The following is a 16,379-nucleotide window of genomic DNA, read 5'->3' as shown; positions in this document are numbered from 1 at the left end:
CAACGATTTATTTCATTAATTTTGTTTCTAAGGCTTTGCGCAAGTACAGATCAAGGTCATCCTGACGTAATAGCCATTGAATATAGTCAGTGGGAAGATCTTGGATGGCTGTGCCTTTATGTTTACCAAAGGTAATGCTTTTTGGAATGCGGGCTTCTTCAGAGGCAATATAAAGTTGTTCAATATTTTGAATATTCAATTGATGAATAATATGCATCAAGATATTGGCAGTAAGAATAATGTCTGCATCTGCTCGGTGTGCACCTTTAAGCATGTCTCGTGCCTTATCACTACCTTTAGAAATTAAATAGATTAATGCTGAAATGTTATGTGCTTCGGCATTTTCCCAAACACGACGAGCTAGTGCTAAAGTACAAATCGGTTTTAATTTGGAGGTATCGACACCACATTTTTCGATCGCGGTAATATCGTAATCAACATTATGACCAATGATGTAGGTGGTTTGTTCAGGGAGTTGAAATTCATTATAAAAGGGTTGATCAATTAAATCTGATTCTAAAATATGATGGACTGCCATCGCAGCATAAGAGATAGGTTGTCCAACCTGATAGAGTTGATCAAAAATTTGTTTTTTATCCAAACTTAATTTGCCATTTTCTATATGGATAGGTGCGTAGGCAATTTCAATTGGCAAACCATTTAAAGTATGGGTTTCTGTATCTAAGATAATGGCTTGCATAGCATGAATCCTAATAGCGTAGGGATAAGTTTTATGGTTGATTATCTTACAAGAAATTAACGATCAGCTGTGTTTAATCATCGTTAGAGAGGCCGAATTTTGAAGAATTTAGTCAAACCTTGGATAAATAAAATGCAAAAATAAAGGAATATAAAAAAATACTTGAAACAATTTCGTAATAGGCGTAATTCTTGTGAATGTAATGACCTTAGATAAACTCAGTCTAAGGATAAAACCAAAAATAAAATAGTTAAGGAAAAACTAAATGAAAATTAAACTATTAACGGTTGCAATGCTGAGCACTACTTTGTTTTTGACAGCTTGTGGTGGCGATGATGATGGATCTACAGTATTTGTACCAAAACCTGAGATTCCTGAAAATAATATTAAGGATCCTGTGGTAGGGATTCCTAAAAACTATGAATTAAACGGCATGGCTGATGCTGCTGCTTCATCTAATAGTGTTGTCATGACATATAAGATGTTAGGTGTTAATAATAAAGAAGTATTTGCAACAGCACTTGTATTTACGCCGCCCGCTTCAGTTATGCAACCTACAAATGGCTGGCCTATTGTGGTTTGGGCGCATGGTACAACGGGTGTTGCGGATAAATGTGCCCCAAGTCGCCAAGGTTTGGGTGGCAATGAAGTATTATTAAAAGCACTGTTAGCTTCTGGATATGTTGTTGTTGCCCCTGATTATGAAGGACTAGGTGAACCAAGTGAACAAGACGCTCATCCATTCCTGAATGTCAAAAGTGAAGCTTATTCAATTACCGATGCCGTTGTCGCTACACGTGCGTACTTAACCAGTTTAAATAAAAAGACCAATGGGCAATGGCTTGCTGTTGGGCATTCTCAAGGTGGGCAAGCTGTACTTGGTGCTGCGCAATATGCAAGCCGCGCAAAATTAGACTATAAAGGTACGGTTGCCGTGGCACCTGCATCTAATCTTGAGGCTATTTTTGTCAATGGAGAGGGGGTAGCAGCTGGAAAACCAGATCAAGTTCAAATAGCAATTTTAGCTCCATTAGATACATTTGCCGCATTAATTACAGCAGGTTTAAAAAATCAGAATCCAAATCTAAACTTTAGTGATGTATTTAACTCCCCAACTGATTTGATAGCAGCGACTGCTGAAACCTCTTCTGCAAATTCTGCTTGTTATAATGTGTTAGGCGATAGATTTAAGGGGGCGATGAATACGTATTTAGCTAATAATAATACGCTTCAAGGATATCCTAGAACGAAAACTAATTTTATAAAAATACCAAGTGTTAATACTTTCTTGACAAAAGACTCACAGCCGTTACAGAAAAAGGTAACAACACCGATTATTATTTATCAAGGTATTCTAGATCAAACTGTACCTAAACAAATTACAGATTTTCTAGTCAGTTCAGCTCAATCTGTTGGAACTGCAATCCCAAGTTCTAATTACAGAGTAGGAGAGTGGGATCACACAACTGCTTATTCTTCAAATATTGGCAATATTGTTCAAGATGTCAATGTACTTATGCCATCAAACCAAATCGTTAAACAATAAGCAGTGAGATGTAGCCCAATTTCTATATTTTGGAGATTGGGCTTAAGTCTCAGTGCAAAGCTTTTGGTGTTATATAAAAAGAAGGGACTGCTTTTGGATAAAAGCGCAACGGATATATCAGATGAACAAAATTCACGAATAATTAAATAAATATCAATCTCTGTAACAGTAAACTTCATGCTATAATTCGCACCAATCTTTAGCACGGCTTAAAAGCCCTAATTTATAGGACCCCCGCTAATGTTTGCCAATATTTCTATTGCTGAATTTGATCCAGAATTAGCTCAAGCGATTGTTTCAGAAGGCGATCGCCAAGAAGCACACATTGAGTTAATCGCTTCTGAAAACTATTGTTCACCAGCTGTAATGGAAGCACAAGGCTCAAAACTTACAAACAAATATGCAGAAGGCTATCCTGGCAAACGCTATTATGGCGGTTGTGAATATGTTGATGTTGTTGAGCAACTTGCAATTGACCGTGCAAAAGAGTTGTTTGGTGCAGACTATGCAAACGTACAACCACATGCGGGTTCACAAGCAAACTCTGCTGTTTATCTAGCGCTTCTTAACCCAGGCGATACTGTACTAGGTATGAGTTTGGCTCACGGTGGTCATTTGACTCACGGTGCTAAAGTTAGCTTCTCTGGTAAAACTTATAACGCAGTTCAGTACGGTTTAAACCCTGAAACAGGCGAAATTGATTACGAAGAAGTTGAACGTTTAGCTTTAGAACATAAGCCACGCATGATCGTTGCTGGTTTCTCTGCGTACAGCCGTGTTGTTGATTGGCAACGTTTCCGTGATATTGCTGATCAAGTAGGTGCTTACTTATTTGTTGATATGGCGCATGTTGCTGGTTTAGTTGCTGCTGGTGTTTATCCAAACCCAGTTCAAATTGCTGACGTAACAACAACAACGACTCATAAGACACTTCGTGGTCCACGTTCTGGTTTAATTCTTGCGAAAGCAAATGAAGAAATCGAGAAAAAGCTGCAATCAGCTGTTTTCCCTGGTAACCAAGGCGGTCCTTTAATGCATGCGATTGCTGCTAAAGCAATTTGTTTTAAAGAAGCAATGGCTCCTGAATATAAAGAATACCAACAACAAGTTGTTAAAAATGCACAAGCAATGGCAGAAGTGTTTATTGCTCGTGGTTACGACGTTGTTTCTGGTGGTACAGACAACCATTTATTCTTATTGTCTTTAATTAAGCAAGAAGATGTTACTGGTAAAGATGCTGATGCATGGTTAGGCGCTGCTCATATTACAGTAAACAAAAATGCTGTTCCTAATGATCCACGTTCGCCATTTGTGACTTCTGGTATCCGTATTGGTACGCCTGCTGTGACAACTCGTGGTTTCGGTGAAGCTGAAGTACGTGAGCTAGCAGGTTGGATTGCTGACATTATTGATAGCAAAGGTAATGAACAAGTTATCGCTGATGTGAAAGCTAAAGTTGCAACTGTTTGTGCAAAATTCCCAGTATATGCAAACTAATTTGTATATATAAAAAAAGCGCCGTAAGGCGCTTTTTTTATACTTATAATTTTATTTCTAAATAATTTTTAAGTTATTAAACTTTGCTAAGAGCTCTATTTGAGTTTCGGTATGTTGAGGATCAAGCTGAATACAGTCAATTGGGCAAACGGCTAAACAGGTTGGGGCATCGTAAAACCCAATACATTCGGTACAACGTAAAGGGTCAATTTCGTAAACCTTTGCACCTTCATAAATGGCTTGATTTGGACATTCAGGTAAGCACATATCACAATTGATACAGGCCATTGTAATCAAGAGCGCCATATTAATCTGCCGAATATGCGAGAGTACCAGTTTGTAACTGTACTTTGGCGTGCGGAAGATTACGAATTAAAAGTGCATACTCAATGTCGATCTCTTGTGACAGTGGAATTTCTACAATATGCCCTGAGCCTTTTGCATTCTCGATTGGGTGACCTTTTAGATCACGCATTTCAGTTAAAGTGAAAGTTAGATTACCTTTGGGTGTCATAAGTTCGAGTGAGTCACCGATCAAAAAGCGGTTTTTAACTTCGATACGTACGTAATCTCCATTTCGCCCAATGACTTCGCCACAAAATTGCTGATAGTCAAAATGTGATGAGCCATCTTCATAAGTTTGATAATCGCTATGTACATGTCGGCGTAAGAAGCCTTCGGTATAACCACGATTTGCTAAACCTTCTAGCTGATGCATTAAACTCGGGTCAAACGGTTGACCAGATAAGGCATCATCGATTGCCTTGCGATAAATTTGCGCTGTTCTTGCACAATAAAAGTAGGATTTTGTGCGGCCCTCAATTTTAAGTGAGGCAATGCCTATATTGGTGAGTCGATCAACATGTTGAATGGCACGTAAGTCTTTTGAGTTCATGAAATAAGTACCATGTTCATCTTCTTCTGCTGCGAACATTTCCTCATCATTGCGCTGCACTAAAACACTTTGTACGGCATCCATTTTATCGCTGTTAGAACAGCATTGATTTGATTCTTCTAATTGCTGAACAGGAATGACATCACCATTGGTATCTTCTTGTGCTTCGTGAATTTTATATTCCCAACGACAGGCATTGGTACATGCACCTTGATTGGCATCACGTTTATTCATATATCCAGAAAGTAGGCATCGACCTGAATATGCCATGCATAATGCACCGTGTACAAAAACTTCGAGTTCAATTTCTGGTACATTCTTCTGTATTTCTTCAATTTCTTCTAATGCAAGTTCCCGAGAAAGAATGACTCTGCTTAAACCATAATCTTTCCAGAATTTCACAGTTGCCCAATTAATCGCATTTGCTTGTACAGAAAGATGGATCTGCATCTGTGGAAAATACTCACGAACCATCATAATTAAGCCAGGGTCAGACATAATTAATGCATCAGGTTGCATTGCAATAATTGGCTCGATGTCACGAATAAAATTTTTAAGTTTGCTGTTATGTGGTTGAATATTGGCAACGACATAAAATTTTTTACCTAAAGCATGTGCTTCATCAATTCCTATTTTTAAGTTTTCATGATCAAACTCATTATTGCGGACACGTAGACTGTAACGAGGTTGCCCTGCATAGACGGCATCAGCACCATAAGCAAAGGCATAACGCATATTTTTAAGTGAGCCAGCAGGAGAGAGTAATTCAGTATTCATAATGCAAATAAAAGGCATATAAAAAATAAGGAATTATTCTAGAAATATAATAATCAGGATTCAACCTAGTATTTTGCTCGGGATTGTAGCTATTTCTATTCAACATAAAAAAGCACCCGTAAGTGTAATGCTGATCAATTCAGAATTTAAAAGCTGAAATTGTTGTCAATGAGACATAAATTTAGACCAATTTAAATTCAAATATAAGGAAATTTAGACTAAGAAATACACTAAATTTCCTTGACTGACTGGCATGCGCCTGTAGGTGCTTTTTTGAATTAGTGATGACGATGCTTTCTTTTTTTCTTGTATTTTTTCGATTGGTAATTGTCATAATCACGGTCTTGACCGACTTTGCGACCTAAAGCGGCTCCACCTGCTGCACCTGTAGCTGCACCAATATAACCACCTGTCGTTCCACCTATATTTTTACCGACAGTGTAACCACCTACACCGCCTAAACCACCGCCAATTGCAGCTTCAGTACGAGTACGTTTGCTACTTGCAGCCGCTGCACCACCTGCACCACCAACAGCAGAACCAATCATGGCACCGCTATTACCACCAATTTCTTTACCAATCGCAGTACCAACCACACTACCTAGAGCAGAAGTTGCGGCAACACGTGTCGCATTATCAGCATAAACACTTGTTGCTAACGTTGAGCTTACTAAAATTGCGCTCAATAAGAGAATATTTACTTTCATTTTTAACTCCATGTTCCTAGTGATAGGACCTCTTTGTAATGGCTGCAAATGTAACAAAGTTTAAGAAAGAAAATATGGAGAAGGTGATGGAAATTATTACTGCTTAGTGATGGGAATGTAGTATTTTGTTACTATGAAATGTGGGGTTTATTGACATTTAATGTATAAAGAAATACTCAAATCCAATTGGCGACTCGCTATGTCTCGTATAATGCAACAAGATAAGAAGAGAAATAATCAGGGTGTCGTTGTTTTGGCTTATATTATTTATATCGCTGCCTTTCATAGAGCAAAATACGTCATCTGCCCCTAAGCAACACTAAAATCATTTCTAGATTGAAGTCACAATATGATAAAGGCGTAAAGGCGGATTGCGTTAATTATATGTTATATATCAACTCATGCGTTTTGCAAAACAAAAAGAGCCTCTATTATTGAGGCTCTGCTTGTAGTATTTATGGGGGCAGTAGAGGATTTAGTTAAGCATCAAGTTGAGCTAGAACTTCTTCAGAAAATTCAACATTGGTATAAACGTTTTGAACATCATCTAGATCTTCAAACATTTCAATCATTTTCATGATCTGTTTGGCTTGATCGATGTCATTAATCTCTGCTTTAGTCGATGGGCTCATCACAACTTCAGCATTGTCAGATTTTAAACCTGCGGCATTCAAAGCATCTTGTACATCACCAAAGCTTTCTGGGGTAGTGATGACTAAGATTTCATCTTCAGAAACCTCAATATCTTCTGCGCCTGCTTCTAAAGCGATATCCATGATCTTATCTTCTAAAGAAACATCTTCAAAAGTAATCTCACCGCGTTTCGTAAATAAATACGCTACAGAACCAGAAGTCCCCAAATTACCATTGGTTTTTGAGAAACAATGGCGAACGTCTGGTACAGTACGGTTTAAGTTATCAGTCATGGTTTCAATGAGAACTGCAACACCACCCACACCATAACCTTCGTAGGTTACTTCGTTCAAATCTTCATTGTCTTCACCACCAGCGCCACGTTGCACCGCACGGTTAATTGCGTCACGGGTCATATTTACAGACAGTGCTTTTTCAACAACTGCACGCAAACGAGGGTTGCTCGCTGCATCGCCACCACCTAACTTTGCAGCAGTAACAATTTCACGGATATATTTAGTAAAGACTTTGGCACGGCTGGCATCTTGTTTTGCTTTACGATGCTTTGTGTTCGCCCATTTAGAATGACCTGCCACGGAAATAACTCCAAAAAATTAAACTCAAAAAGTGCATGAATATTAGCATAGCGATGGTTTTCTTGAAAACTCTCATAGCCTATATTCAAAATTTAAAATCTTGATCAATTATCAAATATTGATCAATTAGAAGGGGGATTACTGAATTTTTACATCAATCCCGTATTCAGCATAAAGCGTTTTGATTTTTTCTAAGTCTTGTTGCAAATCCGTTGGGTAAATTTTTCCTAAAATACCACCTTTCTTCGTACGGGCATTGGCATACATCAAAATGATGGGAACATTCGCTGCTTTTGCGATATGCCAGAAGCCTGTACGAATCGGTTTACGTGTTTCACCATCTTTAGCGCGTGTGGCTTCGGGTGCAATCACCAGATTAAAATGGTCATTTTGATTAAAAAGATCAACCATTTGAGTGACGATATCTTTATTTGCTTTACGATCGACAGGAATACCACCTAAACGTTCTAAAAGGGGTTTTAGAGGGCCTTTGAATAGCTCTTTTTTGATAAGGGTGTGAATTTTGAGTTCTAAAATTTCGAATAAAGCGAGAGACAGGATTGTGTCTAAATTAGAGGTATGCTCGAATCCAATAATCACTTGTTTATTTTCTAAAATTTGGGGATCAACTTTATATTCCCAACCTGTTGCTTTAAAAATAGATTTTCCTAAAATTTTTCTCATGACAATAATCATTACAAATGAATGACAGCAGTTTAATACGAGTTTTTAGGAAAATACATATCCTAAAACACCAGATGAAAAGAAATTTAGATGTCTTTTAAATGATCAAAAGATTACAAGATTTTCTTTACTCGTTATGTAAAGATCAGATAGAATCAGCGCAGTTTATGATTTTAAACACTATTTTAGTGATTTGATAAAATCATCTGCTTGTAATTTAAGTTAAATTTAACTAATATCAGGCAGCAATTAATCATTGAAATATGATTAAAATTTTTAGGGCCTATAGCTCAGTTGGTTAGAGCAGCGGACTCATAATCCGTTGGTCGACAGTTCAAGTCTGTCTGGGCCCACCATATATCGAACCTCGTAACTATTTGAGTTATGAGGTTTTTTATTGCCTATTGATTGTGTTTTCAACTGCCTTTTATAGACCGTAATGTGGTCTATCTGTAAGTTTCCGCGCAATTTTGCACTAATTCATTTTTAATTTTGCACTAGAATTTTATATATTATTTTGCACTTACAACTTAAATAAGCCATGCATTGCATGGCTTTAATCAGATTAACTTCTACAATAAATAGTATTGATACCACCTAATGACCCAACTGGCATTGTACCTAAGCTTTGGGTTTGCTCTGAAGAATAATAAGCAACTTTATATACTACTGTTTCATTGTTCGGTGTATTAACGTTACGCATCGATAATGGTATTTGTGTAATAGCGATGCCATTACCATCTGTACTAGCTCGTAAAATTTGCTGTGAAACAGCGGTATAGTTGTCAGAAAGTGTTTGTGTTCCTACTTCTACAACTACCCATAAATCCGTATTAATCAAAGCCAGTGATTTTCTGTGGAAATGAGGTACTTTGTTAACAGGTGCTTCAAGTGTGCTAATCGAGCTTAACTGTAAATATTGATCAGTATCAGCATTGTAATAGAACCATTCGAATGCGGGGAACGGTGAATAATCGTTATTATTTGACTGAGTCGAATTTTCAGTAAAGTTCGCTGCATCAACTCTCGATGTATAGCCAACAGGCATAAAGCTCTTAGCCCGATCTTCAACATAGATTGAACCTTTAAAAAATGCATACGCATCATTCCAAGGTTGACCCCATAGTCTTATTTTTGCATAGCCACCTTCAGCTCAATGCCTGGATGGTCTGTTATAGGTTCTTATCATACTCATGCGGCTTATGACCCTAAACTTAAAAGTGATAATTTTATATTCTCACCACCTGATAGGATTAAAACCTTAAATCTTTTCCCACTGCGTTTTCTAGGAACGCCTGATGGTGATATTAAGTATATGTATGAGAACTGGAATTACCAATATAATCTAACGAAAGGAAGGGTGGATCAATGGTTTTAAGTAAAAAAATATTTTCTACTATAGTGTCCTTTTTAATTTTAATACTTTGCTATAATTATTTATGGCAAAGTATTTTTGTTGAAAACAATAGAGCTGAAAAAATTAATATTGTTAATGGTAATTGTTTTAAATACAAGTCATCTAGCGATATAATTAATATAGTTAAATACTTAACTTCAAAAGAGTATGGTCTTGATGAGATTAAGAGGCAAAGGAAGTTTGAGATTGTTAAAGATAATAATCGCTATTTAAGAGTAGAAGGCATGCCAAATGGATTTTTAAAAGGATATTCTAGTAAATATACTAATCCTATTGCTGTAGAGTTTGATAAAGATGAGAAAAGAAAGTGTTTAATAATGCTGGATATTTATATGTATAAAGATTAGTGTTTTTGCTCAATCAGATCAATTGCCTCGTTCCACCCCTTGAGAAGCACACTTCTCAGGTGGAATGCTAAACAGTTTGCATCTTTAGTTAGTAGAAACTTAAACCAATTATTCATCCGTGAGTAATTGGTTTTTTATTTTTCGTTGTCCAAGTAAAGGAAGAATAAGTGTCCAGTTGTTTACGCCACTGGGTGTCCATTTAGAGAAGAATACGCAGTCCAAAATACTGTCTAGGATCAAAAGTCTTACTAGATAAGGGTGATGTGTGCTGAAATAGTAAGAGACTTCCACTATTGAGGTTCTTTCCTTGGAGCAGAATTCATTTCATGTCTGATCAGACTAATGTTTTCGTAAATCACCTTACGCAACCTGTTTATCGCACCGAGAGGTCTATGTTCAGGAAGAGAATGCCAAGGGGTAAATGAAAGATTTTCACAAACTTGATTTTGCTCAGGTGTGTCAAAAATCTGCTGAGGTATATGAATAGTTGCAACTTGATAAAATGGAGCTTGGGTTTCTTCCCATTCGGTCATAGAGTCTTCAATGAGCATTTTATTTGATGTTCTCGGTTGTATCAGAAATTCCATACATGCATCATTTTTATGTAGCGTGTTTTGTAGGGCTTCTCTTAAGAAATTTGGACTTGGTTTATTCGGTATTTGATCTAAATGCGGGGAGCAAGGTTTTGCAGAATATTTTACAGCTTGACGATCGACACCTAGTCCTAATTGATAAGGAACCATTGACCAATATCGTGCGTGTAGTGGATTAGAAATTTTTGAGTTACTTGCTCTCAATGCATTTATTGTTCCTTGAAAACCTAATGCAAAAGGAACATGCAATTTTTTAAGTGTACTTTTACTATTCATATCTTCGATAAAAGCTAAATAGCGATGAGGTTCATCCACAAAAAATACAGGGTGGTTGATCATAATAAAATCTTGGGTCATTGCTTGATCATCATTTTCCAAAATCTTTTTACCCGATATACCTAAAATTTTGATCGCCATACCACGCGCATCTTTTTTGTCATCAGCTTGGGTTGCATCTCCTGAAGCATTAGAGAAACGAATCCATGCGGAATAGGTTTTATCAGGAACAAAAATCCCTTTGGCTAAGTTTTTAGGTAATGATTTTGATACATGAAATTCGGCACGAACGCAGCCGTGCGCTTTAGGGTGGGCATCTCGTAGAACATTGCCTGATGCATATTGTGTACGAATCGTTTGTCCAATATGATCAGCTATCTGTTTCGCTAGAATTTCTTCATTGGGTTGTAGTTTTTCACCTAATTCATGATCAATTTTGGGATAGGGCAGTTGATGTGCCTGAGTCACTATTTTAGTTTGTTGAAGATTATTAGAGCAGCCATTTATACTGATAAAAATTGGGGAAAGTACGAACAACAGACTATAGCGTAGCGATTGCGTAAGATATGACATGTGTTAACTCCTTGCTGCAAAGACAACGCTCAGATCAATGATGCACTTTATCGATCTGCTCATGTTCATCGTTCGACTATTCTTCAGCTATTAGTACATCAAAATCAGGGTGATAATACAAGTTGTACTTAGATGTTTGTTTTTTAAGTCGCTTTTCTTCACAAAGTGAAATATTCTTATCTACAGAGATCAGCTGCTTTATTGGTTAAAATAAAAATGAAAAATATCGTATTACAGGGATTTGCTATTATTGCGATTACAGGTTGTACATCAATTCAGATTAATAATACTTCTGAATTTCATCCCGAGTCTATTCGGCAAGTATGTATCGTGAATAATCCGAAAGTAATCATCAAAGATTTTAATGGAATTGTTGAGCGTAGTTTTTCTCGTTATGGGATTGAAGCTAAAACATATCAAGAAAATGATAATTTAAGTTTATGTCAAACGACGCTACATTATACAGCTCTGCGTTCATGGGACTTTGCTCCTTATATGGTTTCAGCCCAATTCAATTTACTACAAAATGGACGTCAAGTTTCAGAAGCTTCTTTTCGATTAAAGGGCAATGGCGGTTTAGCATTGAATAAATGGCGAAGTACGGAGACAAAAATTAATGAATTGATTGACCAACTACTTAACAAAAAATCTTGAAAATAATGCAATCATCCAAGCTTGTTTTGTGTGAAATTGATATAAAAGTGATTTATATGTGATGAATAGTTAATAAAAGCCTACCTTAGATCTTAGGTCGCTAAAACTGACCTATTGATAGCAAATTCTATTGATTAAGTTGTTTTTGTAATCGTTTGATGTGCTTGCCAAAAAGGATTCTCTGACCATCTTTGCTCCTGTTTATAGAGCAAATAGCGACGATTTTCATATGTCTTTATAATCTGATTAATCTCTGTTAAATAGTCAGCGCGATGATGTGTATATTCCGTTGATGACAATATGGTCTCGGCTGCTTTCATCCCTGTGTAAATTGCATTAAATAAGCCTTGTCCAGCAATAGGGTCAAATGCAAGTAATGCATCTCCACAAGCAACCCAACCTTGACCGATAGGTTGTTCTAACCAACTACTACGAACATCATGTGAGAAAACATCTTTACCAAATTCAAAATTGCCCAATAAGTTGTATAACCCTACATTATTACGAATGATTTGTTGCCATTGTTTCGCATCATGATGAAACTGAGTGGCCGTTTTAGGGGTGGTGTGATAACCAACAACCCATTGATGATCATTAATTTTACCTGCATAGATCCAACCATGTTGGCTTGCAGAGATAATTGTTCGATTGAGTTTTAGATTTTTCTCAGGTGTGCAGGTTCGATACAATGCAACCAATGGAACACCTCGATGACGCTGAATGCCAAGTAGACGAATTAATTTTGCACTACGACCCGTTGCATCCACGACCCATTTTGCTTGGATCATTTTCCCATCTTCAAGTTCAATCAGCCAAGATTCGTTATTTTTTTCTAAAGCGATGACATCTGAGGGATATAGTATAGTCCCTTGTGATAAGGCTTCTTTTCTTAATAATTCATCAAAATGTTTTCGATCAATCCTTAATCCGAAGCCATAAGGATCATGTATAGAATCTGTTGCCGATAGAATATTACTTCCCCAAAAAGTCATATTGCCACCGACACGCTCTGAGTGGGTTACATTGCTATGACTCGCAGTTTGTAATTGTTCTGTCAGAGAAGAAAGCCTTAGTTTATTGAGTAGACGAATTGCCGCACTAGGCAATGTCTCACCAAATTTATGTGTTTTATGTGCAGGTCTATCAATCAGCATCACTGATAGACCCGCTTGTGCAAGTTGCCTTGCTGCAATGGTGCCAGCAGGGCCACTACCTGCTATGCACACATCAATATTGAGCGTTCCCATTTTAGCGTTTCTGTACACGAACAGAACGGAAAGCCAACAACTGTTCTTGATCTGCCCATCCAGCTTTCTCAAGTTCTGTGAGTGGGCGAGCTATATTTTGTAATAAGTTCGTTGCATTTTCCGCTGCGGTTTTGAGTTGTCCTGCAATCAACGTTTCAACATAGATGTATTCAGGAATATCTGGGTCATCTTTGATACCAGGGCGTACTTCTACAATGCCGAGTTCATTAAAATGAGCAATCATCCGCATCATGACTTCTGCGGTATTTGCGTCTTTAATGGCACGAAGCCAGTTCAAACGTTGATTAAATGCTGCGATACGTTCTTCTCTCGGTAAATCAAGATTAATGACCTTTTGATAGTCTTGCTCTGTCAGTACATGGTTAGGAACACGTGCTGCCCAAAATGTTGGTAAGTATGGGTCAAAGTCAGGATCATAGCCCGAACGACAGAACGCGGTATCACCTTGCCATGGAATTGCCATCCATCGGGTAATACTTCCTGCACTTTGTGCATACAATGGACCATCCACTTGTTGTACTTTAATTGGTGTCATTGTTGAGCCGTAATTTGGCTCAGGTTCGGAGCTTGGGCGTAAGCGAATACGGAAAGGCGAGCTATACATACTGGCATGACGCATTGGCCAAGTCATTTCACAACCAGGGTGGAAAGTATCAGCTAAACAATAATGTAGAGCAGCTTGATCAAGCATACTCGGTTGTTGTTCTAATGGGACTTGATCAATTGATGCAGGTGGTGTAGTGATTTCAGTTGACCAATCATTGATAAATTGACCATTGACCCAGTGTTGTAATAAAGCTTCTTGTAAACCTGTCATGGTGAGCATGTTACCCGTGCCATTTTCAGAGAAGCTACCAAACGCATCACCATAGATCCAAGGCCAAATATGAGGCCATGTGACTGGTTCAGCAACAGCAGGTTTTGATGGTCGGAAGCTATGGAAAATCGCGCGACGTAATTCGCCATAAGGGTCTAAATCAGTTGGTTGCTCAGGTTTATACGATAATTTCGCAAGCAGAGATGGATTGGTGAAATCCATTGGGCAGCCTTTGCCAAAATAAGCTGAGAAACCTTTGTTCACCCATTGCAAACCACCAAGACGTTGAAGCAGAGGTAAAATATCTTGAGTGAAAGAAGGAGATTCAGGCATGCTCATCCAACCAGCATTCACATACACATTGCACATCAAGTCATACATTGTCCTCCAACTTACAACGTCAGGTGCATAATTGGGTGGAGCAACAACGACCCAAGCCGACTCCACAGGAATCGCAATACCGTCAATAGCAACGCTTGCGGTTACTGGGCCATCGGAAGTGTCATCATACCAATCATTTGCATTGTTAAAACTGGGTGGGTTCTCTGGATCATACACAGGCGCGCCTGTTGGTGAGGCTGCTTTACCATGTCCTCCGAGAAATAATAAGCGACCATTTTCATCGGTTTGAATTTCTCCTAGCGGTACAGTGACTGCTTGAGCAGCAGCGGCTTGAAATGTACCTGTATCAAAACGATGTTCAGCACCGCCAGCGACACTACGACCAAAAATACTCCGTGGACCTGGGTCAATTGCCAATGTTTTACGATTTTTAACTCTAGGATTACGTAAGGTAAAAGCATTGTCAGGTGCATTCACGGCTTCAGGAATATCGAGTGCATATTGGAACTGATACCATTCGGCTTTGCGGTTAGCAACATGTACTGTCCAAACAATGTCGGCATTATCGGGGTTTAGTTCTCGAACAACTTCACCCGCGGCATTGTAACCATATAGACGGAAGCGAGCGGCTTGTCTTTTAATCGCACCCGTTGCGTCACGATAAAAATTCGGTTGTTGAGTCGGATCTGCTGGAGCATCGACAACTTCTGGACCTATAAAGAATTCATCAAGACTATCACCCACACGAGCGATTCCGATTGCGGGATGAATTGCAGCACGAACAATTTGTGTATCGACAGCATTCGCCGTCGAGATTAATGGACGAGGGGTATCGGGTTCTCCTAATGGCACGCCATTTACGTTGCGACGTAATTCTGCGGAAGCAGCATAAACAACACGACGTGCATCAGCGATAGAACCAACAGGTGCATGTGCTGCTGTTACACGCCAGATATTCATTGATAAGTTTTCGCCATATTCTGCTTGACCACGGGCAACAATATCTTGAATAGGGATGACAATATCGGCAACGTGAATAGGTGGACTGAGATCTTCTGGCCAAACCACAGTTGCTTCATCTAAAGGCATTCGCTCAGGATCAGTTCTCAGCTGAATCATAAATCGAAAACGTGCTTCAGCATTTTTTAATCTTGAGCTGAGATCAGTTGCAAGGTAGGACGGATCATTGGGGGAGTGAGTAGGCGGGTCAAGATAGAACGTTGGTTCGAGTTTATATTTGACATATTGGTGATCACCAAAGTGGAAAGGTAAACCACTCCAATAAGGAGAAACTAATACACTTGCGACAGGTTTTGCCATCGCATCAAGCAGTTCAGAAGTCTTTGGATGGGCTTTTAGATATGGGTCATAATCGCCATCAACAACACCAGCTTTGGTGAATTCACACATGTCTTTTGCTGTGTCGACAAAGAATGCATCAAAGTTCTGTAGGATAAAATCGAAGGTATCTGAATCAGGATTACCCAGTAGTTTCTCGCCCTCAACATCAAATAATTTAATTCCAATACCGAGTGTAGATTTATAATCTGTTCGTGTCGGTGTGGTATCTGATGAAAAACGAATCCAAGTGGGATAGCTTTTGCCTAAATTTGCAAATATCCCGACACGTAGATTCTCAGGCAGATCATTACGGATGATAAATTCAGCCGCAGCAACACCATGAGGTTTCAGGAATACAGGACGCATAGCAGGGCATTGACCTTTCGCAATACGCCCAGCCTGTACCATATCTACAAACATCGCTTTTAATGATTCTATCGGGTCAGTAGAACAGTCTACACAAGCTGTTTTTTCAGACGTTGTTGAACTTAAATGATCCATGTTTTATCCCTTATTATTCTAAATTATTTATAATGTGTATTGCCGATATGACGTTACAGAAAAGGATTTGGGTGGTCAATATCTATTATATAAAAACAGTTCTGTATATTTTTAAACTGCTGTTTGTATTGGTTTTATTTTAATTTTTCCGCTGATTGGGTGATCAGATTATTATTTTTTAGCTTGATAAGTTGTATTAAACAAACAGTTGATAA

At 38.3% G+C, this 16,379-nt stretch carries 14 protein-coding genes and 1 tRNA gene; 5 read left to right on the top strand and 10 right to left on the bottom strand.

The window, feature by feature from the left end:
• Window positions 1-7: 7 nt before the first annotated feature.
• The gene (locus MMP60_RS10390; protein ID WP_241336188.1) at window positions 8-700 is read right to left on the bottom strand and encodes a 3'-5' exonuclease; all 693 of its coding nucleotides are present in this window, start codon (window positions 698-700) and stop codon (window positions 8-10) included.
• 265 nt (window positions 701-965) lie between these two features.
• On the opposite strand from MMP60_RS10390, the gene MMP60_RS10385 reads away from it, so the two are divergent.
• Both MMP60_RS10385 and glyA read left to right on the top strand, forming a co-directional pair.
• Window positions 966-2,246 (top strand): alpha/beta fold hydrolase, encoded by a 1,281-nt coding sequence (locus MMP60_RS10385; RefSeq protein WP_241336187.1) that lies wholly within the window; start codon window positions 966-968, stop codon window positions 2,244-2,246.
• Window positions 2,247-2,486: 240 nt separating this feature from the next.
• Window positions 2,487-3,743, top strand: a complete 1,257-nt coding sequence (glyA, locus tag MMP60_RS10380; RefSeq protein ID WP_241336186.1) for a serine hydroxymethyltransferase — start codon at window positions 2,487-2,489, stop codon at window positions 3,741-3,743.
• Window positions 3,744-3,800: 57 nt separating this feature from the next.
• Here glyA and MMP60_RS10375 read toward each other — a convergent pair whose 3' ends face one another.
• From MMP60_RS10375 to MMP60_RS10355, 5 genes are all read right to left on the bottom strand, one after another.
• Window positions 3,801-4,049, bottom strand: coding sequence for a YfhL family 4Fe-4S dicluster ferredoxin (locus tag MMP60_RS10375; protein ID WP_241336185.1), 249 nt, complete (start codon window positions 4,047-4,049; stop codon window positions 3,801-3,803).
• A 1-nt stretch (window position 4,050) separates the two neighbouring features.
• The gene (gene yegQ / locus MMP60_RS10370; RefSeq protein ID WP_241336184.1) at window positions 4,051-5,415 is read right to left on the bottom strand and encodes a tRNA 5-hydroxyuridine modification protein YegQ; all 1,365 of its coding nucleotides are present in this window, start codon (window positions 5,413-5,415) and stop codon (window positions 4,051-4,053) included.
• 278 nt (window positions 5,416-5,693) lie between these two features.
• Entirely contained in the window at window positions 5,694-6,122 is a 429-nt protein-coding gene (locus MMP60_RS10365) for a hypothetical protein (protein ID WP_241336183.1), read from the bottom strand.
• Window positions 6,123-6,601: 479 nt separating this feature from the next.
• Complete coding sequence (locus MMP60_RS10360; protein ID WP_018679915.1) at window positions 6,602-7,351, bottom strand: YebC/PmpR family DNA-binding transcriptional regulator; 750 nt, start codon at window positions 7,349-7,351, stop codon at window positions 6,602-6,604.
• A 138-nt stretch (window positions 7,352-7,489) separates the two neighbouring features.
• Window positions 7,490-8,035, bottom strand: coding sequence for a 1-acyl-sn-glycerol-3-phosphate acyltransferase (locus MMP60_RS10355; protein ID WP_241336182.1), 546 nt, complete (start codon window positions 8,033-8,035; stop codon window positions 7,490-7,492).
• Window positions 8,036-8,314: 279 nt separating this feature from the next.
• On the opposite strand from MMP60_RS10355, the gene MMP60_RS10350 reads away from it, so the two are divergent.
• A tRNA-Ile gene (locus MMP60_RS10350) sits at window positions 8,315-8,391 on the top strand.
• A gap of 209 nt (window positions 8,392-8,600) precedes the next feature.
• Here the strand turns inward: MMP60_RS10350 and MMP60_RS10345 are convergent.
• Window positions 8,601-9,083 carry a hypothetical protein gene (locus MMP60_RS10345; RefSeq protein WP_241336181.1) on the bottom strand — a complete coding sequence of 161 codons (483 nt, stop codon included), beginning with the start codon at window positions 9,081-9,083 and terminating at the stop codon, window positions 8,601-8,603.
• A 320-nt stretch (window positions 9,084-9,403) separates the two neighbouring features.
• On the opposite strand from MMP60_RS10345, the gene MMP60_RS10340 reads away from it, so the two are divergent.
• Entirely contained in the window at window positions 9,404-9,799 is a 396-nt protein-coding gene (locus MMP60_RS10340) for a hypothetical protein (RefSeq protein WP_241336180.1), read from the top strand.
• 290 nt (window positions 9,800-10,089) lie between these two features.
• Here the strand turns inward: MMP60_RS10340 and MMP60_RS10335 are convergent, their stop codons facing one another.
• Window positions 10,090-11,241 (bottom strand): catalase family protein, encoded by a 1,152-nt coding sequence (locus tag MMP60_RS10335; protein WP_241336179.1) that lies wholly within the window; start codon window positions 11,239-11,241, stop codon window positions 10,090-10,092.
• 216 nt (window positions 11,242-11,457) lie between these two features.
• Between MMP60_RS10335 and MMP60_RS10330 the strand changes: the two genes are divergently transcribed.
• Window positions 11,458-11,895 carry an Sbal_3080 family lipoprotein gene (locus tag MMP60_RS10330; protein WP_241336178.1) on the top strand — a complete coding sequence of 146 codons (438 nt, stop codon included), beginning with the start codon at window positions 11,458-11,460 and terminating at the stop codon, window positions 11,893-11,895.
• 134 nt (window positions 11,896-12,029) lie between these two features.
• On the opposite strand, the gene MMP60_RS10325 is transcribed toward MMP60_RS10330, so the two are convergent.
• A complete protein-coding gene (locus tag MMP60_RS10325; RefSeq protein WP_241336177.1) occupies window positions 12,030-13,142 on the bottom strand; it encodes a tryptophan 7-halogenase in 1,113 nt (370 codons plus the stop codon).
• A 1-nt stretch (window position 13,143) separates the two neighbouring features.
• Window positions 13,144-16,164: a LodA/GoxA family CTQ-dependent oxidase gene (locus MMP60_RS10320; protein WP_241336176.1), complete on the bottom strand. Its 3,021-nt coding sequence runs from the start codon at window positions 16,162-16,164 to the stop codon at window positions 13,144-13,146.
• Between the last annotated feature and the right edge of the window lie 215 nt (window positions 16,165-16,379).

The organism is Acinetobacter sp. ANC 4805, from assembly GCF_022549495.1.
GTDB lineage: Bacteria > Pseudomonadota > Gammaproteobacteria > Pseudomonadales > Moraxellaceae > Acinetobacter.
The sequence above is the reverse complement of the archived record's forward strand: the minus strand, read 5'-3'. Positions and strand labels throughout refer to the sequence as shown.

Excerpts from the sequence above, each read along its gene's own strand:
- MMP60_RS10390 (WP_241336188.1), bottom strand. The coding sequence starts at position 700 with ATGCAAGCCATTATCTTAGATACAGAAACCCATACTTTAAATGGTTTG.
- MMP60_RS10385 (WP_241336187.1), top strand. The coding sequence starts at position 966 with ATGAAAATTAAACTATTAACGGTTGCAATGCTGAGCACTACTTTGTTT.
- glyA (WP_241336186.1), top strand. The coding sequence starts at position 2,487 with ATGTTTGCCAATATTTCTATTGCTGAATTTGATCCAGAATTAGCTCAA.
- MMP60_RS10375 (WP_241336185.1), bottom strand. The coding sequence starts at position 4,049 with ATGGCGCTCTTGATTACAATGGCCTGTATCAATTGTGATATGTGCTTA.
- yegQ (WP_241336184.1), bottom strand. The coding sequence starts at position 5,415 with ATGAATACTGAATTACTCTCTCCTGCTGGCTCACTTAAAAATATGCGT.
- MMP60_RS10365 (WP_241336183.1), bottom strand. The coding sequence starts at position 6,122 with ATGAAAGTAAATATTCTCTTATTGAGCGCAATTTTAGTAAGCTCAACG.
- MMP60_RS10355 (WP_241336182.1), bottom strand. The coding sequence starts at position 8,035 with ATGAGAAAAATTTTAGGAAAATCTATTTTTAAAGCAACAGGTTGGGAA.
- MMP60_RS10345 (WP_241336181.1), bottom strand. The coding sequence starts at position 9,083 with ATGCCTGTTGGCTATACATCGAGAGTTGATGCAGCGAACTTTACTGAA.
- MMP60_RS10340 (WP_241336180.1), top strand. The coding sequence starts at position 9,404 with ATGGTTTTAAGTAAAAAAATATTTTCTACTATAGTGTCCTTTTTAATT.
- MMP60_RS10335 (WP_241336179.1), bottom strand. The coding sequence starts at position 11,241 with ATGTCATATCTTACGCAATCGCTACGCTATAGTCTGTTGTTCGTACTT.
- MMP60_RS10330 (WP_241336178.1), top strand. The coding sequence starts at position 11,458 with ATGAAAAATATCGTATTACAGGGATTTGCTATTATTGCGATTACAGGT.
- MMP60_RS10325 (WP_241336177.1), bottom strand. The coding sequence starts at position 13,142 with ATGGGAACGCTCAATATTGATGTGTGCATAGCAGGTAGTGGCCCTGCT.
- MMP60_RS10320 (WP_241336176.1), bottom strand. The coding sequence starts at position 16,164 with ATGGATCATTTAAGTTCAACAACGTCTGAAAAAACAGCTTGTGTAGAC.